Here is a 22,515-nt window from a genome sequence, read left to right on the forward strand (position 1 = left end):
GAGGAGGAATCAACCAGCGGCTGTGGACGAGATGAAGCGTCTTGATAAAGCCTATTGCTACACAGTCCAGCGGTTGTGCATCTCCACCCTACACGTATCCCTGATAATTCGGGTGCTGCCGCGCGCAGAATCCGCAGCGGGTTGGCATTTACCGTGAGCTCCGAAAGGGGAGGTCACGCATCATGGCTAATTTAGGCGTTGTTTCCGAAGCGTTCGCTCGGGGTTGTTCGTAGCTGACTGCACTTTGTGAACTGGCCGTGAATATTTGCTCGCAAGGCGAGTGAAAACTCTGCTTTGCGGCATGCTTCAGGCCTCATGTCACCTGCGCTCGTTACAACTGCAAACTCTACCGTTTCGTAGCGAAAGCCCCGTAGGACGGCCTCTCGTCCTCGTGAATTGCGTTGGTCAGGGCCGGTTTTTGACCGTTAGTCCGCTGTCCAGGCCACTTTTGGCGGCGTTCGCGACTATAGCAGCAATGATTAAGTGCTTCAATTCCATAAAAAATTGTTATCATTCGCGCCATGACGACTACTGCCCCTTCGACCCCAGCCGTACAACTGCTGGAGGTCTCGCCGGAATATGCCGGCCAACGTATTGATAACTTCCTTCTCGCTCGGCTCAAAGGCGTGCCCAAGACTTTGATTTACCGCATTTTGCGCAAAGGCGAAGTGCGAGTGAACAAAGGTCGGATCAAGCCCGAATACAAGCTGCAGGCGGGCGATATCGTGCGCGTGCCGCCGGTTCGCGTACCTGAGCGCGACGAGCCGGTGCCGCTGGCACAAGGCCTGCTGCAGCGCCTCGAAGCCTCGATTGTGTTCGAGGACAAGGCGTTGATCGTGATCAACAAGCCTTGCGGCATCGCGGTCCACGGTGGCAGCGGCTTGACTTACGGGGTGATCGAAGCCTTTCGTCAGTTGCGTCCCGATTGCAAGGAGCTCGAACTGGTTCACCGTCTCGACCGTGACACCTCCGGCCTGCTGATGATCGCCAAGAAGCGCAGCATGCTGCGTCACTTGCATACGGCATTGCGCGGCGATGGCGTCGATAAGCGCTACATGGCGCTGGTTCGCGGCAACTGGGCGGCCTCGATCAAGCAAGTCCGAGCGTCGCTCGGCAAGAGCAATCTGCGCTCCGGCGAGCGTATGGTCGAGGTCGACGAGGAGGAGGGCAAGGAGTCCGTGACCGTGTTCAAGGTCCTGCGTCGTTTTGGCGACTTTGCCACCCTGATCGAAGCCAAGCCGATTACCGGCCGGACTCACCAAATCCGCGTCCACACCTTGCACGCCGGACATTGCATTGCCGGTGACACCAAGTACGGCGATGAAGGCTTCAGCAAAGAGATTCGGGACCTAGGCGGAAAGCGCCTGTTCCTGCACGCCTACATGCTGACCGTGCCACTGCCGGATGGTGGTGAACTGAAGTTGCAGGCGCCGGTCGACGAGATGTGGGCCAAAACCGTGGAGCGCCTGAGTGCACCCATCTGATTACAAGCTGCTGATTTTCGATTGGGACGGCACTCTCGCCGACTCCATTGGTCGGATTGTCGAGTCGATGCATGTCGCGTCCGAGCGCTCCGGTTTTCAGTTGCGCGATGATTGTGCCGTCAAAGGCATCATCGGTCTGGGTCTGCCGGAAGCGATTCGCACGTTGTATCCGCAAATCAGCGATGCCGAACTGGTCGCATTCCGTGAGCATTATGCGGATCACTACATCGCTTCGGAGGCAGTCCCCTCGCCGTTGTTCGAGGGTGTGGTCGAGTCGATGGAAGCGTTTCGTTCTGAGGGTTATCACTTGGCGGTCGCGACCGGCAAGGCCCGTCGCGGACTGGATCGGGTGCTGAAGTCTCACGGCTGGGAAGATTATTTCGATATCACCCGCGCGGCCGACGAAACCGCCAGCAAACCCCATCCGCTGATGCTCGAGCAGATCCTCGCTCACTGCGAGGTTCGCCCGGAGCAGGCGCTGATGGTGGGCGATTCGTCCTTTGACTTGCAGATGGCGCGCAACGCCGGCATGGATTCGGTGGCCGTCAGCTATGGCGCGCAATCGATCGAAGCGTTGAAGTTGTTCGAGCCGGCACTGGCCATTGATCGTTTTTCAGAATTGCATGCCTGGCTGAGTCAGCGGGCTTAATAGGTTTTTGCTGGGGTAGATGTCATGACCGACGAATGGAAAGCTCCCGCCAAGGCGAGCGCAGAGAGCGGTGACGAGAAAAGCTGGAAGCTGCTGGAAAAGACCCTGCTAGCTGGCGTGCAGGAGCAGCGCCGGTCCCGTCGCTGGGGGATTTTCTTCAAGCTGCTGACCTTTGTGTACCTGTTTGGCGCGTTGATCCTGTTCACGCCGTTGATGGACATGGAAAAAGCCGCCACTCGCAGTGGCACCTACACCGCGCTGATCGACGTGACCGGCATGATCGCCGACAAGGAGCCTGCCAGCGCTGATAACATCGTCGGCAGCCTGCGTGCAGCGTTCGAGGACGAGAAGGTCAAAGGTGTCATCCTGCGAATCAACAGTCCGGGCGGCAGTCCGGTGCAGTCGGGCTACGTCTATGACGAGATCCGCCGTTTGCGCGGCCTGCATCCGGATACCAAGGTTTACGCGGTGATCTCGGATTTGGGCGCTTCCGGTGCTTATTACATCGCAAGCGCGGCAGATCAGATCTACGCCGACAAGGCGAGCCTGGTAGGTTCCATTGGTGTGACGGCGGCCGGTTATGGCTTTGTCGGGACGATGGAGAAGCTGGGTGTCGAGCGTCGCACTTACACCTCCGGCGAGCACAAATCGTTCCTCGATCCGTTCCAGCCGCAGAAGCCTGAAGAAACTCAGTTCTGGCAGGGTGTGCTCGATACCACTCATCAGCAATTCATCAGCAGCGTCAAGAAAGGTCGTGGCGACCGCCTCAAGGACAAGGAGCATCCAGAGTTGTTCTCCGGGTTGGTCTGGTCGGGCGAGCAGGCGCTGCCGCTGGGGTTGATCGATGGCCTGGGCAATGCCAGTTCGGTGGCCCGTGATGTCATTGGCGAGAAAGAGCTGGTGGACTTCACTGTTCAGGAATCGCCGTTCGATCGCTTCTCGAAAAAACTCGGTGCCAGCGTGGCTGAGCATCTTGCGATGTGGATGGGCTTCCAGGGGCCTTCGTTGCGCTGATTCTATGGCTGCATAAAAAAAACCGGCTTTTTGCCGGTTTTTTTAAAGTCAAAAGATCTTTAAGGTATCTGCACGCCTTCGGCCAGCAGCATGTCCACCAGGCGAATCAATGGCAGGCCGATCAGGCTGGTGGCGTCAGGGCCTTCGGTGCTTTGAAACAGGCTCACCCCCAAACCCTCGGCTTTGAAGCTGCCAGCGCAATCGTAGGGCTGTTCGGCGCGCAGGTAGCGTTCGATGCGTGCGGTGTCGAGCGTGCGCATGTGCACGGTGAACGGCACGCAGTCGACCTGGCATTCACCGGTCTGGCTGTTGAGCAGCGCCAGGCCGGTGAAGAAGGTCACGCTGGCACCGCTCGAAGCCAACAATTGTTCGCGGGCCTTTTCGAAGGTGTGCGGTTTGCCGATAATCCGTTCGCCAAGCACCGCGACCTGATCGGAGCCGATAATCAGATGAGCGGGATGGCTGCTGGCCAACGCACGTGCTTTTTCCTCGGCGAGGCGCTTGACCAGCTCGATGGCGGACTCGTCCGGACGATGGCTTTCGTCAATGTCCGGCGAGCTGCAGATAAACGGCAGCTGCAAGCGGGCCAGCAATTCCCGGCGATAAACCGAGCTTGAAGCGAGTAATAAAGGCAGCATGCGCATCTCCAGAAGACAGGCGCGAATTCTAGCGGAGGCTTGCAAGTGACGGACAGGGCTGAATTTCCTTTGACATGGCTGGGGGCATCCCTATAATGCTGCGCCTATGTTGAATGACCCGATTCCACCTCACGTTGACCCGCGCAAATTGGCTGATCGTGGCACCACCCTTCAAGGTGAACTGCTGCTGGCCGATTTGGAGAGACTCTGCGACCCGCTTTCCGACACTGTCGGTACGGTGCAGGCTAAATTCGTTTTTGAACGAGATGAACGTAAGTCTGTGGTAATCCACAGTTTTATCGACACCGAAGTCAAAATGGTTTGCCAGCGTTGTCTTGAGCTGGTCACCCTGCCGATCCACAGCGAATGCAGTTATGCTGTGGTGAAGGAGGGTGCGAATACCCAGTCGTTGCCGAAAGGTTATGACGTGCTGGAACTGGGCGAAGATCCATTGGATCTGCAGTCACTGATCGAGGAGGAGCTTCTGCTCGCCTTGCCCATTGTGCCTGCTCATCATCCGGAAGAATGCCAGCAGCCGGCGGGTCTCGATGAGCCCGAACCGAGCGAGGACGAGGTAACGCGGTCCAACCCGTTCAGTGTATTGGCGCAGTTAAAGCGTGACCCAAACGTTTAGGAGTTAATCAATTATGGCTGTTCAGCAGAACAAAAAATCCCGCTCTGCCCGTGACATGCGTCGTTCGCACGACGCCCTGACGGCAAGCACTCTGTCTGTAGAAAAAACCACCGGTGAAATTCACCTGCGTCACCACGTATCGCCAGAAGGCGTATACCGTGGCCGTAAAGTGATCGACAAGGGCGCTGACGAGTAATCACTTGTCTGCTCAAGTCATCGCGATTGACGCAATGGGCGGGGACTTCGGTCCCCGCAGCATTGTTCAGGCCAGCCTTGCTTGCCTGTCTGCTACGCCCTCGCTGCACTTGACCCTCGTCGGTCAACCCTCCCTTCTTGAAGAATTGCTCTCTGGCCAATCGGCTGTGGATCGCTCGCGTCTGTCGATCGCGCCGGCGTCCGAAGTCATCACCATGGACGAAAAACCTGCTCAGGCCCTGCGCGGCAAGCCCGACTCGTCGATGCGTGTGGCGCTGGAGTTGCTGCGAGATGGCAAGGTCCAGGCCTGCGTCAGCGCTGGCAATACCGGTGCGCTGATGGCGTTGTCGCGCTTCGTGCTCAAGACCTTGCCGGGCATTGATCGTCCGGCGATGGTGGCGGCGATTCCGACGCAGAAGGGTTATTGCCAGTTGCTCGACCTGGGCGCCAATGTCGATTGCAGCGCCGAGCATCTGTTGCAGTTCGCTGTGATGGGGTCGGTGGCGGCGGAAACCCTGGGCATCGTTCGTCCGCGAGTGGCGCTGCTGAATATCGGTACCGAAGACATCAAGGGTAATCAGCAGGTCAAGCTGGCGGCCACCTTGTTGCAGCGTGCTCGTGGCATCAATTACATCGGTTTTGTCGAAGGTGACGGTGTGTACCGTGGCGAGGCGGATGTGGTGGTCTGTGACGGTTTTGTCGGCAATATCCTGCTCAAATCCAGCGAAGGCCTGGCGACCATGATTGCCGCGCGCATCGAAGCCTTGTTCAAGAAAAACCTTGCGTCGAAAGTGGTCGGTGCTCTGGCATTGCCGCTAATGAAGCGCTTGCAAGCTGATCTGGCGCCTGCGCGGCATAACGGCGCAAGCTTTCTCGGGTTGCAGGGGATTGTGGTGAAAAGCCATGGCTCGGCGGGGGTTCAGGGCTTCCAGAGTGCGATTCAGCGCGCCTTGATCGAGATCCAGGAAAACCTGCCGGAACGCATTCACGGTCGTCTTGAGGATTTGTTGCTTTAGGCGTTTTCGTCGGACAATGCTTAAATGTGACCGCTCAGTTCAATTTGCCATCCAACTGTCAGTTTCTTGCGTCCCCCAAGCGGGACGTCAATTCTCCGACGACAAGATCATTAGGGGCTTGTTACATGTCTGCTTCCCTCGCATTCGTCTTTCCGGGACAGGGTTCGCAGTCCCTCGGCATGCTGGCCGAGTTGGGCGCGCAACATCCGGTTGTCCTCGACACATTCAAAGAAGCTTCCGATGCTCTGGGTTACGACCTGTGGGCACTGACCCAGCAAGGGCCGGAAGAGCAACTCAATCAAACCGATAAAACCCAGCCGGCCATTCTGACTGCCTCGATTGCCTTGTGGCGTCTGTGGCTGGCTGAAGGCGGCGCGCGTCCGGCTTATGTTGCCGGTCACAGCCTGGGCGAATACAGCGCTCTGGTTGCCGCAGGCAGTCTGAGCCTGGGCGACGCGGTGAAGCTGGTTGAGCGCCGTGGTCAGTTGATGCAGGAAGCCGTTCCGGCCGGGCAGGGTGGCATGGCCGCCATTCTCGGTCTGGTCGATGCTGATGTGCTGGCAGCCTGTGCCGAAGCGGCGCAAGGCGAAGTGGTCAGTGCGGTCAACTTCAACTCCCCTGGCCAAGTGGTCATCGCCGGTGCCAAGGCAGCGGTCGAGCGCGCCATCGAAGGCTGCAAGGCTCGTGGCGCCAAGCGCGCCATGCCGTTGCCGGTCAGCGTGCCGTCCCATTGCGAGCTGATGCGTCCGGCAGCCGAGCGTTTCGCCGAGTCGATTGCAGCGATCGACTGGCAGGCGCCGCAGATTCCAGTGGTTCAGAACGTCAGCGCCAATGTGCCGGCCGATCTGGAAACCCTCAAGCGCGATCTGCTTGAGCAGCTTTACAAGCCTGTACGCTGGGTCGAATCGGTTCAGGCGCTGGCCGCCAAAGGTGCTACCCAATTGGTCGAATGCGGCCCAGGCAAAGTGCTGGCTGGCCTGAACAAGCGTTGCGCCGAAGGCGTGTCGACATCCAACCTCAATACCCCCGACGCCTTCGCTGCCGCTCGCGCAGCGCTGGCTTGAATCAGGAGAAGCCTGCATGAGTCTGCAAGGTAAAGTTGCACTGGTCACTGGCGCGAGCCGCGGTATCGGCCAGGCTATCGCCCTGGAACTGGGTCGTCAGGGCGCCATCGTTATCGGCACCGCGACGTCTGCCTCGGGTGCCGAGCGCATTGCGGCAACCCTGAAGGAAAACGGGATTCAAGGCACTGGCCTGGAACTCAATGTCACCAGCGACGAATCCGTTGCTGCAGTATTGGCGAGCATTACATCGCAGTTCGGTGCGCCGGCGATCCTGGTCAACAATGCCGGTATCACCCGCGATAATCTGATGATGCGCATGAAAAATGACGAATGGCATGACGTCGTCGATACCAACCTGAACAGTCTGTTCCGCCTGTCCAAGGGCGTTTTGCGCGGTATGACCAAAGCCCGTTGGGGACGAATTATCAGTATTGGCTCGGTTGTGGGTGCCATGGGCAACGCAGGCCAAGTAAACTACGCAGCCGCCAAGGCCGGTCTGGAAGGTTTCAGCCGTTCACTGGCGCGTGAAGTCGGTTCGCGTTCGATTACGGTAAACTCGGTGGCCCCTGGGTTCATCGACACCGATATGACCCGCGAACTGCCCGAGGCACAGCGTGAAGCCTTGCAGACGCAGATTCCGCTGGGCCGTCTGGGGCAAGCTCAAGAGATCGCGTCTGTGGTCGCTTTTCTTGCATCCGACGGTGCGGCTTACGTTACTGGGGCTACAATCCCGGTGAACGGCGGGATGTACATGAGTTAAATGTGACGGATCGCTTCAAAAAAATGTCATACGAGCTGTCTAAAATCCGTTATAAAGCTGCAATCTATTTATAGGCAGAGGGTCGTCGGGTTTGAGGAGTGAAGCTTTCAGTTGAAAAACTGAAAAGTCTTTCTATACACTTACCCACTGGCCAGCTGCCTGAATTTGTCCATTAGGAGTGAAAACAAGGTATGAGCACCATCGAAGAGCGCGTCAAGAAAATCGTTGCTGAGCAACTGGGCGTTAAAGAAGAAGAAGTGGTCAACACTGCTTCCTTCGTTGAAGACCTGGGTGCCGACTCCCTTGACACCGTTGAGCTGGTGATGGCTCTGGAAGAGGAATTCGAGACCGAAATTCCTGACGAAGAAGCTGAGAAGATCACTACTGTACAAGCCGCAATCGATTACGTTACTAACCACCAGGCTTAATAGCTTGTAATCGTTGCTTGCTGTCATGGAAAAACCGCACTGCCATCACGGCGTGCGGTTTTTTCTTTAGGCCTGATGCAAAGTCGTCATTTGAAAAAGGAGAGTGCTGTGTCGCGTAGACGCGTCGTAGTCACCGGTATGGGTATGTTGTCGCCACTGGGCACGGATGTGCCGAGCAGTTGGCAGGGCATTCTGGCTGGCCGCAGTGGCATTGGTCTGATCGAACACACCGACCTTTCTGCCTATTCCACCCGTTTTGGCGGCTCGGTAAAGGGCTTCAATGTCGAGGAATACCTGTCGGTCAAGGAAGCTCGCAAGCTCGACCTGTTCATTCAATACGGTCTGGCCGCAGGTTTTCAGGCAGTTCGTAACGCCGGTCTGGAAGTCACCGACGCCAACCGTGAGCGCATCGGCGTGGCCATGGGGTCGGGGATTGGCGGACTGACCAATATCGAAGAAACCAGCCGCACGCTGCATGATTCCGGCCCACGACGGATTTCTCCGTTTTTCGTGCCTGGCTCGATCATCAATATGATTTCCGGTTTCCTGTCCATCCATCTGGGCGCACAGGGACCTAACTACGCCATCGCCACCGCGTGTACCACCGGTACGCACTGCATCGGCATGGCGGCACGCAACATCATGTACGACGAAGCCGACGTGATGATTGCCGGCGGCGCTGAAATGGCAGCTTGCGGTCTGGGCATGGGCGGCTTCGGTGCCTCCCGCGCACTGTCGACCCGCAACGACGAGCCGACCCGCGCCAGCCGTCCATGGGACAAGGGCCGTGATGGCTTCGTGCTGTCCGACGGTGCCGGCGCTCTGGTTCTCGAAGAACTGGAGCACGCCAAGGCCCGTGGCGCGACGATCTACGCCGAGCTGATCGGCTTCGGCACCAGTGGCGATGCTTACCACATGACTTCGCCACCGGCCGATGGCGCGGGTGCTGCACGTTGCATCACCAATGCGCTGCGCGATGCCAAGATCAATGGCGACCAGGTTCAGTACGTCAACGCCCACGGCACCTCGACGTCGGCCGGCGACCTTGCCGAAGCCTGTGCGATCAAGTCGGTGTTCGGCGATCACGCTTACAAGCTGGCGGTCAGTTCGACCAAGTCCATGACCGGTCACCTGTTGGGTGCGGCGGGCGCGGTCGAGGCGATCTTCAGTGTGCTGGCGATCAACAGCCAGGTAGCGCCGCCGACCATCAACCTCGATGAGCCGGACGAAGGTTGCGACCTCGATTTCGTACCGCATACCGCGCGCAATATGGATATCGATGTGGTGCTGTCCAACTCCTTCGGGTTTGGCGGCACCAACGGCTCGCTGGTGTTCCGCCGGTTCGCTGACTGATGGACAGCTGGGTCGACGGTCAGCCGGCTGACGCTTTGTCGCTGAAGGATCGCGGCCTGGCTTACGGTGATGGTCTGTTCGAGACCGTTGCCGTGCGTGGCGGGCAACCGTTACTGCTGGACCGACATCTGGCGCGTCTGGCCGATGGCTGTTCACGCCTGGCGATCACTGCCGATCATGAGTTGATCCGCAGTGAGCTGCTGGCCTATGCCAGCGCACTGGGTCAGGGCGTGCTCAAGCTCATCATCACCCGCGGCGACAGTCTGCGCGGTTACGCCCCCGATCCCTCGGCTCAAGCCCGACGTATTCTGCAAGGCAATCCACCCGCTGCTTATCCTGCCGTTCATGGCGAGCAGGGCGTTCGCCTGTTCCCCTGTGCGACGCGCCTTTCCAAACAGCCTCTGCTCGCCGGACTCAAACACCTGAACCGTCTTGAGCAGGTCATCGCCCGCTCCGAATGGCAAGACACCGATCATGCCGAAGGCTTGATGCTCGATCAGGCCGGGCGCGTCATTGAAGGCGTGTTCAGCAATCTGTTCCTGATTCGCGATGGCGTACTGATCACGGCTGATTTGAAGCGCTGTGGCGTTGCCGGCGTGATGCGTGCCGAATTATTGTTTCAAGCCGAGTCATTGGGGATTCCCACACAAATCACCGATATCACCCTCGATCAGCTGCAATGGGCTGATGAAGTCTTTGTCTGCAACAGCGTGTATGGCGTTTGGCCGGTGCGCGCCTATGCCGCACTGAGCTGGCCGGTTGGTCCGCTCACCCGTAAACTCCAAACCATTGCCCGCGCGCTACTGGATGCTTGATACGTGAGACGTAAATTCTTGCTGCTGCTGGAAACCGGATTGGTTCTGGCAGGGCTGTGTCTGGGCGCCTCCGCCTGGAAAATCCATTCGGCGCTGGAACAGCCGCTGAATATCACTCAGGAAGAGCTGCTGGAAGTGCCCAAAGGCACGACACCGACCCGCACCTTCTATCGACTCGAAGCCGATGGCGTTATCAAGGACGCCTTCTGGCTGCGGGTGTATTGGCGCTTCAATCTCGCCAAACAACCGTTGCACAAGGGCGAATACCGCATGCAGCCCGGCATGACCGTCGAAGGACTGATTGACCTGTGGAAACGCGGGGAAATGGTTCAGTACAGCCTGACCCTGGTCGAGGGCTGGAATTTCCATCAGGTCCGCGCTGCTTTGGCCAAGGATGAAAAACTTGAAAAGACCCTCGACGGTTTGAGTGATAGCGAGGTGATGGACAAACTCGGCCACACCGGGATTTTTCCGGAAGGGCGATTCTTCCCTGACACCTATCGCTTCGTGCGCGGCATGACCGATGTCGAGCTGCTGAAAAAAGCCTACGACCGCCTCGACGAAGTCCTGGCCAAGGAGTGGAGCCAGCGCGCCGCTGACGTGCCGTACACCGAGCCCTATCAGGCGCTGATCATGGCCTCGCTGGTGGAGAAGGAAACCGGCGTGCCGCAGGAGCGCGGGCAAATCGCTGGCGTGTTTGTACGACGCATGGAAATAGGCATGTTGTTGCAGACCGATCCGACCGTGATCTACGGCCTCGGTGATCGTTACAACGGCAAATTGACTCGCGCCCATCTCAAGGAAGCGACGCCGTACAACACCTACATGATTTCGGGACTGCCGCCGACCCCGATCGCCATGGTCGGCCGCGAAGCGATTCATGCAGCGCTGAATCCGGTGGCTGGCAATAGCCTCTATTTCGTTGCTCGTGGTGATGGCAGCCACGTGTTCTCCGATGATCTGGACGCGCACAATAACGCTGTGCGTGAGTTCCAGATCAAGCGCCGTGCCGACTACCGCTCCAGCCCGGCGCCGGCTACGGCGCCAGAGGCGACGGATGAGCAGGCACCGATTCCGGCTGCTTCGCCCGACACAGTCCCCGAGGCTTTGCCGCAAGTGCCGCCACAAGAACCTGCTCAGGCGGCGCCAACAGAGCTGCAAGCGCCTGACCAGTCGCCATCACCGGAGCCTGCTCCAGAACCCGCTCAAGAACCCGCAGCTGCACCCGCGCCCGAACCGGATGCAACCGCGCCGCAAAGCCCGCAATGACTCTGACTAAGGACTGCCTGTGACTGGCTTGTTTATTACCCTGGAAGGCCCGGAAGGGGCCGGCAAGAGCACCAATCGCGAATACCTGGCCGAGCGTCTGCGCGCCGCGGGTATCGAGGTCGTGCTGACTCGCGAACCAGGCGGCACGCCGTTGGCCGAGCGGATCCGCGAAGTGCTGCTGGCGCCGGTTGACGAAGTCATGAACCCCGACACCGAGTTGCTATTGGTGTTCGCCGCGCGAGCCCAGCATCTGGCCGAGGTGATTCGCCCGGCGCTGGCCCGCGGTGCGGTGGTCCTGTGTGATCGCTTTACCGATTCGACCTACGCCTATCAGGGTGGCGGTCGCGGCCTGTCGCTGGAGCGCATCGCGACCCTGGAAGCCTTCGTCCAGGGCGATCTGCGCCCGGACCTGACGTTGATTTTCGATCTGCCGGTGGAAGTGGGCCTGGCCCGCGCCAGCGCTCGCGGTCGTCTGGATCGCTTCGAACTCGAAGGCCGAACCTTTTTTGATGCGGTGCGCAGTGCTTTCCTCAAGCGTGCTGAAGCGGATCCTGCGCGTTATGTCCTGGTCGATGCCGCCCAGCCGTTGGCGCAGGTTCAGCAGGCACTGGATGCCTTGTTGCCGCGTCTGCTGGAGTTGACCCGTGGCTGAAGCCTATCCGTGGCAGGACAGTCTCTGGCAGCATTTGGCCGGTCGCAAGCAACATGCTCACGCCTATCTGTTGCATGGCCCGGCCGGGATCGGCAAGCGCGCGCTGGCCGAGCGCTTGATGGCCAGTTTGCTGTGCCAGCGTCCGAGCGCCGCCCACGATGCTTGCGGCGAATGCAAATCCTGTCTGTTGCTCAAGGCCGGCAGTCACCCTGACAACTACATTCTGGAGCCGGAAGAAGCCGATAAGGCGATCAAGGTCGATCAGGTTCGTGATCTGGTCTGCTTCGTGGTTCAGACCGCGCAGATGGGCGGCCGCAAAGTGGTGCTGGTCGAGCCGGCCGAGTCGATGAACATCAACGCCGCCAACGCCTTGCTCAAAAGCCTTGAAGAACCTTCCGGCGATACAGTTTTACTGTTGGTCAGCCACCAGACCAGTCGTCTGTTGCCGACGATCAAGAGCCGCTGCGTGCAGCAGGCCTGTCCACTACCGAGCGAAGCCATGAGTCTTGCGTGGCTGGCGAAGGCTTTGCCGGACTGCTCGGAAGAAGAGCGCATCGAGTTGCTGACCCTGGCCGCCGGTTCGCCACTGGCCGCCGTCAACTTGCAGGCCCAGGGCGTGCGCGAGCAGCGGGCGCTGGTGGTCGATGGCGTGAAGAAGTTGCTCAAGCAGCAACAGTCACCGACGCAACTGGCCGAAGGCTGGAATGCGATTCCGCTGTTGCTGTTGTTCGACTGGTTCTGCGACTGGTCGAGCCTGATCCTGCGCTATCAACTGACGCAGGATGAAGAAGGGCTCGGACTGACGGACATGCGCAAGGTGATTCAGTACCTGGCGCAGAAAGCCGGCCAGGACAAAGTCCTGAATATTCAGGACTGGATCCTCGCCCAGCGCCAGAAAGTGATGAGCAAAGCCAACCTCAATCGGGTGTTGTTGCTGGAGGCGCTTTTGGTGCAATGGGTGGGTTTGCCTACCCAGAAGTGACCGTCTGTGCTTAGTATCCTGTCTTGCAAATACTGTTTGTGAGACGGGACACTAGACTCTGAGCATCAGCAACGGAGGTCAGCATGAATGAACTCGTCAATCCGGGGCCACGCAACGGCATTTTGTCCCTGACGATCAAAGACAAGTCCGTGCTTTACGCGGCTTATATGCCGTTCATCAAGAACGGTGGCCTGTTTATCCCGACCAACAAGAGTTACAAGTTGGGCGATGAGGTATTCATGCTATTGAACCTGATGGACGAGCCGGAGAAGATTCCGGTCGCCGGCAAGGTCACCTGGATCACCCCCAAAGGTGCGCAGGGCAACCGGGCCGCCGGGGTCGGCGTACAATTCGACGATGGCGACAATACCGCGCGCAGTCGAATCGAAACCCATCTGGCCGGAGCCCTGAAGTCCGACCGTCCCACTCATACGATGTAAGTTGCAGCCCTTTTATGCTCGTAGATTCCCATTGTCACCTTGATCGCCTCGACCTCGCCGCCCACGACGGCTCTCTGGATGCTGCACTTGATGCGGCCCGTCTGCGCGGGGTAGGGCACTTTCTGTGTATCGGCGTCAGCGTCGAGAATGCCGCCGACGTCAAAGCCCTGGCCGAGCGTTACGACGACGTCGACTGTTCGGTTGGCGTGCATCCGCTGGACGTGCAACCGGGCGCCGCGCCAGCACTGGATTGGCTGTTGCGCGAGCTCAACCACCCGCGTGTGGTCGCGATCGGTGAAACCGGTCTGGATTATCACTACGAGCCGGAAGCGGCGGAGTTGCAGCAGGAATCGTTTCGCCTGCATCTGCAAGCGGCGCAGCAGACAGGCAAACCGGTGATCATTCACACCCGTGGTGCCCGCGCCGATACGTTGAACCTCCTGCGTGAAGCGGCGCTGCCACAGGCTGGTGTGCTGCATTGTTTCACCGAAGACTGGGACATGGCCAAAGCAGCATTGGACATGGGGTATTACATTTCCTTGTCCGGGATTGTCACTTTCCGCAATGCCGACGCTCTGCGTGACGTGGCCAGTAAAGTGCCGGCTGATCGATTGCTGGTGGAAACCGACTCGCCTTACCTGGCGCCGATCCCTCATCGTGGCAAGCCGAACCTGCCGCAGTACGTGCGCGACGTAGCGGAATTTCTGGCAATGTTGCGAGGTGAGCCCTACGAGCGGTTCGCCGAGCAAACCACCGAGAATTTCAAGCGGCTGTTTCCGCTGGCGCATGTGAAAGGTTAAATCGCAGGCAAAAAAAACCCGGGTTCTGGGGGGTGAATCCGGGTTAAGACCATTAGGAGTAAAACAAAGGCACGCGGTCCGTTGGTACCTATATCGGCGCAACACTTGGGGGAGATGTCCCGCCGACAGTTGAAGTATTGATCAGTATTGCGCCGAGTCCAGTTTACCGGCGACGGTTTTTAAACAAATTTGGAATACGGGCGCTTCGGTTGAGTTCTCATTAATCTGCGAGGCTGCCGGAATTCATCAAGAAACACATATATGGTCGGATGATCCGTGCATTTTTGCGCAAGTTAGGCATAATACGCGGCTTCGAATTTTGACCCCTACAGACCTTTTCTTATGCACAAAGAACCTCGTAAGGTCCGTGAGTTTCGTCGCCGCGAGCAAGAAATTCTCGATACCGCGCTCAAGCTGTTCCTCGATCAAGGTGAAGACAGTGTCACCGTCGAGATGATTGCTGATGCCGTCGGTATCGGCAAAGGCACGATCTACAAGCACTTCAAATCCAAGGCTGAGATCTATCTGCGCCTGATGCTCGATTACGAGCGCGATTTGAACGAGCTGTTGCATTCGGCCGATGTCGACAAGGACAAGGAAGCTCTGTCCCGGGCCTACTTCGAATTCCGCATGCGCGACCCGCAACGCTATCGGTTGTTCGATCGCCTGGAAGAGAAGGTGGTAAAGGGCAATCAGGTGCCGGAGATGGTCGAGGAGCTGCACAAGATTCGCGCCTCGAACTTCGAACGCCTGACCCTGCTCATCAAAGGCCGGATCAGCGAAGGCAAGCTCGAAGACGTACCGCCTTATTTCCATTACTGCGCCTCCTGGGCGCTGGTGCACGGCGCCGTGGCGCTGTATCACTCGCCGTTCTGGAGCAACGTGCTGGAAGATCAGGAAGGCTTCTTCCAGTTCCTGATGGACATCGGCGTGCGCATGGGCAACAAGCGCAAGCGCGATAGCGACACCCCGAGCAGCTGAACCATTCAGTTGCCTTATTGCGCCATTATTTTGCTACGTGGTGCAGTACCGCAGGAATATACTCAGGCATAGGACTTGCTAAAACTTGATTTGTGAGTCAAGTTTTAGCGGTCCGAATATTCTTCCGCCGGAGTAATCCATGATCGTTGACCGTCAAGGCAGGCGTTTTCGCAATTTGCGAATCAGTCTGACTTCAGCCTGCAATTACGCTTGTACCTACTGCGTGCCCAACGGCAAGCGGTTGGTCGCTGCGCAGGATGAATTGTCGGCTGAGGCCATGGCGCGTGGCGTGGCCTATCTGATTGAAGCGGCGGGCATTGAGCGTTTGCGCATCACCGGCGGCGAGCCGCTGGTCAGCCCCAAACTCGAAACCTTCATGACCGCTGTCGGGCAGATGGGCCTGGCGGACATCAGTCTGACCACTAACGGTCAGCTGCTGGCGAAGAAGCTGCCACTACTGGTGGACGCTGGCATTCGTCGCATCAACGTTTCCCTCGATACCCTGGATGCCAGCGCCTTTCGCAGCATTGCCCGTGGCGGCGATCTGGCGACTGTGCTCGACGGTATGGATCAGGCCAGCGCCGCCGGCCTGAAGATCAAGGTCAATATGGTGCCGCTGCGTGGGCAGAACCTCGATCAAGTGATGCCGCTACTCGATTACTGTCTGGAGCGCGGCTATGAGCTTCGCTTCATCGAGTTGATGCGCATGGGGCACCTGGCCAGCGATTCCAATGCTTTCCTGCAACAGTTCGTCAGCCTTCAGCAATTGCTCAGCCTGATCGGCGAACGCTACGAATACCTTCAGGCTGATGCGCCCGTAGATGCCACCGCCGTGCGTTATGAAATTCCGGGGCAGGGCTACTTCGGCGTTATCGCCAACGAAAGCGTTCCATTCTGCCGCACCTGTTCGCGGCTGCGTCTGTCCTCCACGGGCTGGCTGCATGGCTGCCTGTCGTCGAGCAACCGCCACTATGTTGGCGACCTGCTGGACAAGCCCCGTCATCAAGCTTTGCCCGCCTTGCAGAGACTCTTGGTGAAAGCCTTGGGCGATAAGCAGGAAGTGGCATTTTCCGGTGGCGCGACCATCATGAAAATCATCGGCGGCTAAACACAGATCCTGCCACACCGAGCTGGCGCGGAAGCTGCATCCAATGGCCATTCGCCGGTTTTCCGTCACCGGCCTCTGGAGGGTAGGATGCGTAGCCTGGTTTTGCTGCTGGCCGTTTTGGCGCTTGGTGGCTGCATGAATGTCAGCGATCTGGCTGAAGGGACTCGCTACCACATGAGCGACGCGGGGTTGCTCGACCATAGCGACAGCCGCCGTGTGAATAACCTGCGCATCCAACCGGACTCATTCGTCTATATCGCCCAGGGCGCCTTTGTGCCGCCGGGCAGTACTGTTTACCCACGACCTAACGTGATCGCCGAAGTCGCCTTCGATGGCTTTGTCGAATACTTCCCCATGGTCCGCCGCGCCCGTGCCCCGGAAGGTCTTGATCAAGCCATGGGCGAAGCCCGTGCCGCCGGTGCCCATTACCTGCTCTATACCCGGTTCGCCAAGTCTGATGACCGTATTGGCAACTCGGACGAGTGGCTCGATCAGGAAGCCTTGGATCGCCTCGGTATCGACGGTGGTGTCATTCAAATCATGTTGATCGAGACCAGCACCCAGTATTTGATTGATACTGCACGGATCAAGGGTCGTGGCGGTTTACTGACGTTCCACGACAAAAAGCCAGAAGACCTGATGGGCCCGCCGCTTGAACAATACGCGCGCAGCCTGCTGGGGCTCAGCGACCAGTAATTCAAAAGGAGAACGCCATGAGTGGCCCGCAAAAAGCCAACGATCTGTTGGGGCAAATCCCCAAAACCAAAGGCTTGCCGCCGGTCCACCTGTGGAACCCCGACTTCTGCGGCGACATCGACATGCGTATCGCCCGTGACGGCACCTGGTATTACCTGGGCACGCCAATCGGGCGCAAGCCGATGGTCAAGCTGTTCTCCACCATCATTCGTCGCGATGGTGACGATTACTTCCTCATTACCCCGGTCGAGAAGGTTGGCATCAAGGTCGACGACGCGCCCTTCGTGGCGATTGCCGTGGATGTCGAAGGCGAAGGTGAAGCACAACTCCTGCGCTTTACCACCAATGTTGACGAGACCGCCGAGGCCGGCACCGAACACCCCATGCGCGTGGTGATCGACCCGGTCACGCAGGAACCTGCGCCCTACGTGCATGTGCGCACCAACCTCGAAGCCCTGATCCACCGCAACGTGTTCTACCAACTCGTGGAGCTGGCCGTTACCCGCGAGATCGACGGGCAACGATGGCTGGGCGTGTGGAGCGGTGGCGAGTTCTTTCCCATCGGGCTTGAGCCGTAACTCGCCGAGTTGCTGTGTTCTGGAAAATGGCCCGCTATCAGGTGGGCCATTTTTTTTTACCTACAAACCTTTGTCCTTAAGCCGAGCAGCATGTTCAAGATAGAGGTGGACTGGGCTTACGTTCCAACTCGTGATCCCGGCCATTTGATTGACTGCGTCGAAATGATCCATTGGGTAATCCGAACGAATGACTTTGCCCAGGTGCGAGCTGTACCGTCCGACTAGCCCATCGTTGGCGTGTTTCTCTTTATAAAATAACTTCGACAGCACGATACAGTTCAAGTGGGACGGATCGAGAGGTTGCAGACTTTGAAAATTTTGCAGGATCCCGCTCCAGGAGTAGTAGTACACGCCGTTTTCAATTTCGTTGCCTTCCCCACCCCAATGTTCTGGTAGCCCTTGCGGGTACTTCTTATTGAAGGCTGCCAAACCTGCGCTGGTCAACGATTCGAAGGCTGCTTGAGGGTCCTGAGGGTTTTCCGGATGGTCGCTGATCAACGAAATGAAGGTGCCGACTGCTTTGAACAGGGCTAGTACGAGCGCTTCGGGCAACTCACCAGGTGTCAGCGCCTTATGCAATTGGTCGGCAATCTCGGAGCCATGATTGGGGCAGCTGACAGAAGTGACTGATGCGACCTTTTCCGGGTGTAGCGCCGCTACGTAGCGTGCAGCCAGCGGACCTTGGCTGTGGCCGATCAGATTGACCTTGGTGGCTCCCGTTTCCTGCAAAATACGGTTGACGTGTTCGAGCAGTTTTTTACCGCGCTCCTCGTTTCCGTTAACGGCTGGAATGTTAACGGCAAACACTTTGGCGCCAGCATGTTCCAGGGCTTCCTTGATTTCGAAGAAGTAGGGATAACCGGCAATTTTATCGAAGCCAAAAAGGCCGTGGACCAAAACAATCGGGTATTGCGTAGACGCATCCATGTTCATGCTTATACCTGTCGATAGGGGACTTGAGTGGAACAGATGCTATTGACTGCTTGATCTGTCGCGGCTAACCGTAGGTCACAAAGTGGGTTCGTTCAAATCGCTCGCCTGAACGCCGTCAGACAGAAAAAATCAAATTGACACCCAATCATATGATGATTAGCGTGGACACCCATCGCGAACGGCTTTGTGCCGTCCCTGAATAGAGGTGTCCATGTCCAGCAGTTTTCATGCGTCGACGGTCGATTGGCTGGGTTGCTGGATCGCCACGGGGCAGGTCAAGCCGGGTGAGACGCTCAAGGTCGAAGCCGACCTGGGCGAGCAACTCGGTGTCAGCCGCACCGTTATCCGCGAAGCCATCAAAACCCTGGTCGCCAAGGGCATGCTCGAAGTCGGGCCGAAGGTCGGCACGCGGGTACTACCAGTGCGCCGCTGGAACCTCTTTGATCCGCAAGTCGTAGGCTGGCTGTCGCGCAGCGGCTTGCCGGAAAACTTTGTCGACGACTTGCTCGACCTGCGCCGCACCATCGAACCAATGGCCGTGCGCTGGGCTTGCGAGCGCGCTACCGTCGAGCAGGTTCACGCCATCCTTCAGGCTTACAACGCGTTGGAGCGGGCAGTGGACAGCGGCATCGATTACAACCGCGCCGACCAGCTCTTCCACGAGTGCATCCTTGCTGCCAGCCACAATCAATTCATCGAACAAACGGTCCCGGCCCTCGGCGCGCTGCTGGCGGTGTCGTTCGAAGTGTCCGCCGCCGACCCGGACGAACTGCGCCGCACGCTACCGATTCACAAAGAGATGGCCGAGGCCATCGCCGCCCGGGATGCCGCGCGGGGAGTCTGGGCCTGCATGACCCTGATCGATAACGCCGACCTGGCCATCAAGCGCTTCTACCCGCAAGTCATGGCCGACAAAAAGGCCAGCTGACAACAATAAAAAAAGCAGGAGGTTTCATGACGTGGACTGCGGTTACCGAACACCGGGCGCGACTGGGCGAAGGCCCGTTTTGGGACGCGCCGACCCAGGCGCTGTACTGGGTTGATATCGCCGGTCAACAGGCGCTGCGGCTGATTGGTGCCAACGTGCAGATCTGGCAGATGCCCGAGCATGTGTCCGCCTTCATCCCCTGCGAAAGCGGCGATGCGCTGGTGACGTTGAACAGCGGCGTGTATCGACTCGATCTGGATTCCCCCGGCCTGGAACCACGATTGACCTTGCTCTGCGTCGCTGATCCACAACCCGGCAATCGCACCAATGAAGCCCGCTGCGATGCTCAGGGCCGGCTCTGGCTCGGCACCATGCAGAACAACATCGGCGGGCAGGGCGAAGACGTGCCCATTGTGCGGCGTTCCGGTGGCCTGTTTCGCATCGATCGCGATGCTCGGGTCACGCCGTTGCTTAGAGGGTTGGGCATCCCGAACACGTTGCTGTGGAGCGACGACGCGACCACCGTGTATTTCGCCGACAGCCTCGACCGTACGCTCTATCAGTATTTCATCCGCACCGACGGCAGCCTCGACCCGGCCCACATCTGGTTTGGGCCCCATGAACGCGGTGTGCCGGATGGCTCGGCGATGAATGCCGAAGGTTACATTTGGAACGCCCGCTGGGATGGTAGCTGTCTGCTTCGGCTGACACCGGACGGGCAGGTTGATCGCGTGATCGAGCTGCCAATCAGCCGCCCCACCAGTTGCGTATTCGGGGGTGATGACCTCAAAACCCTTTACATCACCAGCGCCGCGAGCCCGCTCAACCATCCGTTGGACGGCGCGTTGCTGTCGATTCGAGTCGATGTGCCCGGAAAAACCTGTAATCGGTTTGCCGGATAAATCCCAAAATATGGGATGTAAAATTATATATTGAGATTATTTGGCAGTCGGGTTTATAGTCGGCTCCATCAGTTACACGCACTCACACTTAAAAAAACAAAACAGGTGAAGTGATGCAGCGATTTTCCAAAAAGCCTTTTGACCGGACATCGACAGATGCCCGGTTTTTGTCGTGCGCTCGAAAAGGAGTCTTGATCCATGGCTGAACCTCTTTCCTTGCCACCGGTGCCCGAACCGCCGAAGGGTGAGCGCCTGAAAAACAAGGTCGTGCTGCTGACCGGCGCCGCTCAGGGAATCGGCGAGGCGATTGTCGCGACGTTCGCTTCCCAGCAGGCCAAGCTGATCATCAGCGATATCCAGGGTGAGAAAGTCGAAAAGGTCGCGGCTCACTGGAGGGACAAAGGCTTTGATGTTCAGGCAATCAAGGCCGATGTATCGCGTCAGCAGGACTTGCACGCCATGGCCAAACTGGCGATCGAGCGTCACGGACGGATCGACGTGCTGGTCAATTGCGCCGGGGTCAATGTGTTCCGCGATCCGCTGGAAATGACCGAGGAAGACTGGCGCCGCTGCTTCGCCATCGACCTGGACGGTGCCTGGTATGGCTGCAAAGCGGTGCTGCCGCAGATGATCGAGCAGGGCATTGGCAGCATCATCAACATCGCCTCGACTCATTCCACTCACATCATTCCCGGCTGTTTCCCGTACCCGGTGGCCAAACACGGTTTGCTCGGCCTGACCCGAGCCCTGGGCATCGAGTACGCGCCAAAAGGCATTCGCGTCAACGCCATCGCGCCGGGTTACATCGAAACCCAGCTGAACGTCGATTACTGGAACGGTTTTGCCGACCCGTATGCCGAGCGTCAGCGCGCTTTCGATCTGCATCCGCCACGTCGCATTGGCCAGCCGATCGAAGTCGCCATGACGGCGGTTTTCCTGGCCAGCGATGAAGCGCCCTTCATCAATGCTTCGTGCATCACCATCGATGGCGGTCGTTCGGTCATGTACCACGACTGAGTCAATGGGGTTTCAGGCGCGATACTACGTCTGAAATCCAATCATCATACGATATGACTATTAGCTGTACGGTTTGATTGGCTTTCAAATAACGCTCAAAAAAAATAACAAGGAGTCAGCTTATGAATCGTCGTCGTGGGATCCGTACCCTGTGCTGTGCCGCTTTGGCGGTCACCGCGGTCAGCCTGAGCAGTACGTTGCTGGCGGCCGAGGAAGTGAAGATCGGCTTTCTGGTCAAGCAGGCGGAAGAGCCCTGGTTCCAGACCGAATGGGCATTCGCCGAAAAGGCCGGGAAAGAGAAGGGCTTCACCGTCATCAAGATCGCCGTGCCGGACGGCGAGAAAACCCTCTCGGCCATCGACAGCCTTGCCGCCAACGGTGCCAAGGGCTTTGTGATCTGCCCGCCAGACGTATCCCTGGGACCTGCGATCATGGCCAAAGCCAAACTCAACGGTTTGAAAGTCATCGCAGTCGATGACCGCTTCGTCGATGCCAGCGGCAAGTTCATGGAACACGTTCCTTACCTCGGTATGGCCGCGTTCGAAGTCGGCCAGAAACAAGGCAACGCTATGGCCACCGAAGCGAAGAAACGCGGCTGGGACTGGAAAGACACCTACGCGGTGATCAACACCTTCAACGAACTCGACACCGGCAAGAAACGCACCGACGGTTCGGTCAAAGCGCTGGAAGACGCAGGCCTGCCGAAAGACCACATTCTGTTCTCGGCGCTGAAAACCCTCGACGTACCGGGCAGCATGGACGCCACCAACTCGGCGCTGGTGAAACTGCCGAGCGCGGCGAAAAACCTGATCATCGGCGGCATGAACGACAACACCGTGCTGGGCGGCGTGCGCGCCACCGAGAGCGCCGGTTTTGCCGCGGCCAATGTGATCGGCATCGGCATCAACGGCACCGACGCCATCGGCGAATTGAAGAAAGCCAACAGCGGCTTCTTCGGCTCGATGTTGCCGAGCCCGCACATCGAGGGCTACAACACCGCCAGCATGATGTACGAGTGGGTCACCACCGGAAAAGAACCGCCGAAGTACACCGCGATGGACGACGTAACGCTGATCACTCGCGAGAACTTCAAGCAGGAACTGGAAAAGATCGGCCTCTGGAACTGAGGGCCGGTTGATTTCATTGGTGGCCCTGGCGACGGGGCTGCCTGGTCTGTGT

At 58.4% G+C, this 22,515-nt stretch carries 26 protein-coding genes; 24 read left to right on the top strand and 2 right to left on the bottom strand.

What is annotated here, in order from left to right; translation table 11 throughout:
• Nucleotides 1-521: 521 nt before the first annotated feature.
• The 3 genes from rluC to sppA are packed head-to-tail and all read left to right on the top strand — an operon-like array spanning nucleotide 522 to nucleotide 3,147.
• Nucleotides 522-1,484, top strand: a complete 963-nt coding sequence (gene rluC / locus FQ187_RS22415; RefSeq protein WP_046049069.1) for a 23S rRNA pseudouridine(955/2504/2580) synthase RluC — start codon at nucleotides 522-524, stop codon at nucleotides 1,482-1,484.
• Nucleotides 1,471-2,133 (top strand): HAD-IA family hydrolase, encoded by a 663-nt coding sequence (locus FQ187_RS22420; RefSeq protein WP_149631151.1) that lies wholly within the window; start codon nucleotides 1,471-1,473, stop codon nucleotides 2,131-2,133. The genes rluC and FQ187_RS22420 overlap by 14 nt, the downstream gene beginning before the upstream one ends.
• 24 nt (nucleotides 2,134-2,157) lie before the next feature.
• Nucleotides 2,158-3,147 carry a signal peptide peptidase SppA gene (gene sppA, locus FQ187_RS22425; RefSeq protein WP_129437458.1) on the top strand — a complete coding sequence of 330 codons (990 nt, stop codon included), beginning with the start codon at nucleotides 2,158-2,160 and terminating at the stop codon, nucleotides 3,145-3,147.
• 59 nt (nucleotides 3,148-3,206) lie between these two features.
• Here sppA and FQ187_RS22430 read toward each other — a convergent pair whose 3' ends face one another.
• Complete coding sequence (locus FQ187_RS22430) at nucleotides 3,207-3,785, bottom strand: nucleoside triphosphate pyrophosphatase (RefSeq protein ID WP_149631152.1); 579 nt, start codon at nucleotides 3,783-3,785, stop codon at nucleotides 3,207-3,209.
• 106 nt (nucleotides 3,786-3,891) lie between these two features.
• Here FQ187_RS22430 and FQ187_RS22435 point away from each other — a divergent pair, with 106 nt between their 5' ends.
• From FQ187_RS22435 to FQ187_RS22515, 17 genes are all read left to right on the top strand, one after another.
• The gene (locus FQ187_RS22435) at nucleotides 3,892-4,419 is read left to right on the top strand and encodes a YceD family protein (protein ID WP_004371317.1); all 528 of its coding nucleotides are present in this window, start codon (nucleotides 3,892-3,894) and stop codon (nucleotides 4,417-4,419) included.
• Nucleotides 4,420-4,432: 13 nt separating this feature from the next.
• Nucleotides 4,433-4,615: a 50S ribosomal protein L32 gene (gene rpmF, locus FQ187_RS22440; protein WP_008152339.1), complete on the top strand. Its 183-nt coding sequence runs from the start codon at nucleotides 4,433-4,435 to the stop codon at nucleotides 4,613-4,615.
• Between the two features lie 4 nt (nucleotides 4,616-4,619).
• Entirely contained in the window at nucleotides 4,620-5,630 is a 1,011-nt protein-coding gene (gene plsX, locus FQ187_RS22445; RefSeq protein WP_149631153.1) for a phosphate acyltransferase PlsX, read from the top strand.
• A 125-nt stretch (nucleotides 5,631-5,755) separates the two neighbouring features.
• Nucleotides 5,756-6,694 (top strand): ACP S-malonyltransferase, encoded by a 939-nt coding sequence (fabD, locus tag FQ187_RS22450; protein WP_149631154.1) that lies wholly within the window; start codon nucleotides 5,756-5,758, stop codon nucleotides 6,692-6,694.
• Nucleotides 6,695-6,710: 16 nt separating this feature from the next.
• Nucleotides 6,711-7,454, top strand: coding sequence for a 3-oxoacyl-ACP reductase FabG (fabG, locus tag FQ187_RS22455; RefSeq protein ID WP_095132058.1), 744 nt, complete (start codon nucleotides 6,711-6,713; stop codon nucleotides 7,452-7,454).
• A 191-nt stretch (nucleotides 7,455-7,645) separates the two neighbouring features.
• On the top strand, nucleotides 7,646-7,882 hold the full coding sequence (gene acpP / locus FQ187_RS22460; protein ID WP_003442511.1) for an acyl carrier protein: 237 nt from the start codon (nucleotides 7,646-7,648) through the stop codon (nucleotides 7,880-7,882).
• 108 nt (nucleotides 7,883-7,990) lie between these two features.
• Nucleotides 7,991-9,235: a beta-ketoacyl-ACP synthase II gene (gene fabF, locus FQ187_RS22465; protein ID WP_095132060.1), complete on the top strand. Its 1,245-nt coding sequence runs from the start codon at nucleotides 7,991-7,993 to the stop codon at nucleotides 9,233-9,235.
• Nucleotides 9,235-10,050, top strand: a complete 816-nt coding sequence (gene pabC / locus FQ187_RS22470) for an aminodeoxychorismate lyase (RefSeq protein WP_149631155.1) — start codon at nucleotides 9,235-9,237, stop codon at nucleotides 10,048-10,050. The genes fabF and pabC overlap by 1 nt, the downstream gene beginning before the upstream one ends.
• A gap of 3 nt (nucleotides 10,051-10,053) precedes the next feature.
• Complete coding sequence (gene mltG / locus FQ187_RS22475) at nucleotides 10,054-11,319, top strand: endolytic transglycosylase MltG (RefSeq protein WP_149631156.1); 1,266 nt, start codon at nucleotides 10,054-10,056, stop codon at nucleotides 11,317-11,319.
• Between the two features lie 19 nt (nucleotides 11,320-11,338).
• A complete protein-coding gene (tmk, locus tag FQ187_RS22480) occupies nucleotides 11,339-11,971 on the top strand; it encodes a dTMP kinase (RefSeq protein ID WP_046049079.1) in 633 nt (210 codons plus the stop codon).
• Entirely contained in the window at nucleotides 11,964-12,953 is a 990-nt protein-coding gene (locus FQ187_RS22485; protein ID WP_149631157.1) for a DNA polymerase III subunit delta', read from the top strand. Before tmk ends, FQ187_RS22485 begins: the two co-directional genes overlap by 8 nt.
• 83 nt (nucleotides 12,954-13,036) lie before the next feature.
• Complete coding sequence (locus FQ187_RS22490; protein WP_129437442.1) at nucleotides 13,037-13,393, top strand: PilZ domain-containing protein; 357 nt, start codon at nucleotides 13,037-13,039, stop codon at nucleotides 13,391-13,393.
• 14 nt (nucleotides 13,394-13,407) lie between these two features.
• Nucleotides 13,408-14,193, top strand: a complete 786-nt coding sequence (locus FQ187_RS22495) for a TatD family hydrolase (protein ID WP_033056960.1) — start codon at nucleotides 13,408-13,410, stop codon at nucleotides 14,191-14,193.
• Nucleotides 14,194-14,535: 342 nt separating this feature from the next.
• Nucleotides 14,536-15,174 (top strand): TetR/AcrR family transcriptional regulator, encoded by a 639-nt coding sequence (locus FQ187_RS22500; protein ID WP_007945721.1) that lies wholly within the window; start codon nucleotides 14,536-14,538, stop codon nucleotides 15,172-15,174.
• 139 nt (nucleotides 15,175-15,313) lie between these two features.
• Nucleotides 15,314-16,282 carry a GTP 3',8-cyclase MoaA gene (locus FQ187_RS22505; protein ID WP_074878968.1) on the top strand — a complete coding sequence of 323 codons (969 nt, stop codon included), beginning with the start codon at nucleotides 15,314-15,316 and terminating at the stop codon, nucleotides 16,280-16,282.
• 87 nt (nucleotides 16,283-16,369) lie between these two features.
• Entirely contained in the window at nucleotides 16,370-16,978 is a 609-nt protein-coding gene (locus FQ187_RS22510; RefSeq protein WP_033056964.1) for a DUF4823 domain-containing protein, read from the top strand.
• 17 nt (nucleotides 16,979-16,995) lie between these two features.
• Nucleotides 16,996-17,556, top strand: a complete 561-nt coding sequence (locus FQ187_RS22515) for a DUF1285 domain-containing protein (RefSeq protein ID WP_149631158.1) — start codon at nucleotides 16,996-16,998, stop codon at nucleotides 17,554-17,556.
• Between the two features lie 60 nt (nucleotides 17,557-17,616).
• Here FQ187_RS22515 and FQ187_RS22520 read toward each other — a convergent pair whose 3' ends face one another.
• On the bottom strand, nucleotides 17,617-18,489 hold the full coding sequence (locus FQ187_RS22520; RefSeq protein WP_149631159.1) for a triacylglycerol lipase: 873 nt from the start codon (nucleotides 18,487-18,489) through the stop codon (nucleotides 17,617-17,619).
• 211 nt (nucleotides 18,490-18,700) lie between these two features.
• Here FQ187_RS22520 and FQ187_RS22525 point away from each other — a divergent pair, with 211 nt between their 5' ends.
• From FQ187_RS22525 to FQ187_RS22540, 4 genes are all read left to right on the top strand, one after another.
• On the top strand, nucleotides 18,701-19,417 hold the full coding sequence (locus FQ187_RS22525; protein WP_149631160.1) for a FadR/GntR family transcriptional regulator: 717 nt from the start codon (nucleotides 18,701-18,703) through the stop codon (nucleotides 19,415-19,417).
• A gap of 26 nt (nucleotides 19,418-19,443) precedes the next feature.
• Nucleotides 19,444-20,319 (top strand): SMP-30/gluconolactonase/LRE family protein, encoded by an 876-nt coding sequence (locus tag FQ187_RS22530; protein ID WP_149631161.1) that lies wholly within the window; start codon nucleotides 19,444-19,446, stop codon nucleotides 20,317-20,319.
• 198 nt (nucleotides 20,320-20,517) lie between these two features.
• Nucleotides 20,518-21,336 carry an SDR family oxidoreductase gene (locus tag FQ187_RS22535; RefSeq protein ID WP_149631162.1) on the top strand — a complete coding sequence of 273 codons (819 nt, stop codon included), beginning with the start codon at nucleotides 20,518-20,520 and terminating at the stop codon, nucleotides 21,334-21,336.
• A 122-nt stretch (nucleotides 21,337-21,458) separates the two neighbouring features.
• Nucleotides 21,459-22,463, top strand: a complete 1,005-nt coding sequence (locus FQ187_RS22540) for a substrate-binding domain-containing protein (protein WP_149631163.1) — start codon at nucleotides 21,459-21,461, stop codon at nucleotides 22,461-22,463.
• The last annotated feature ends 52 nt before the right edge of the window (nucleotides 22,464-22,515 follow it).

Source organism: Pseudomonas sp. ANT_J28 (assembly GCF_008370005.1).
GTDB lineage: Bacteria > Pseudomonadota > Gammaproteobacteria > Pseudomonadales > Pseudomonadaceae > Aquipseudomonas > Aquipseudomonas frigoris.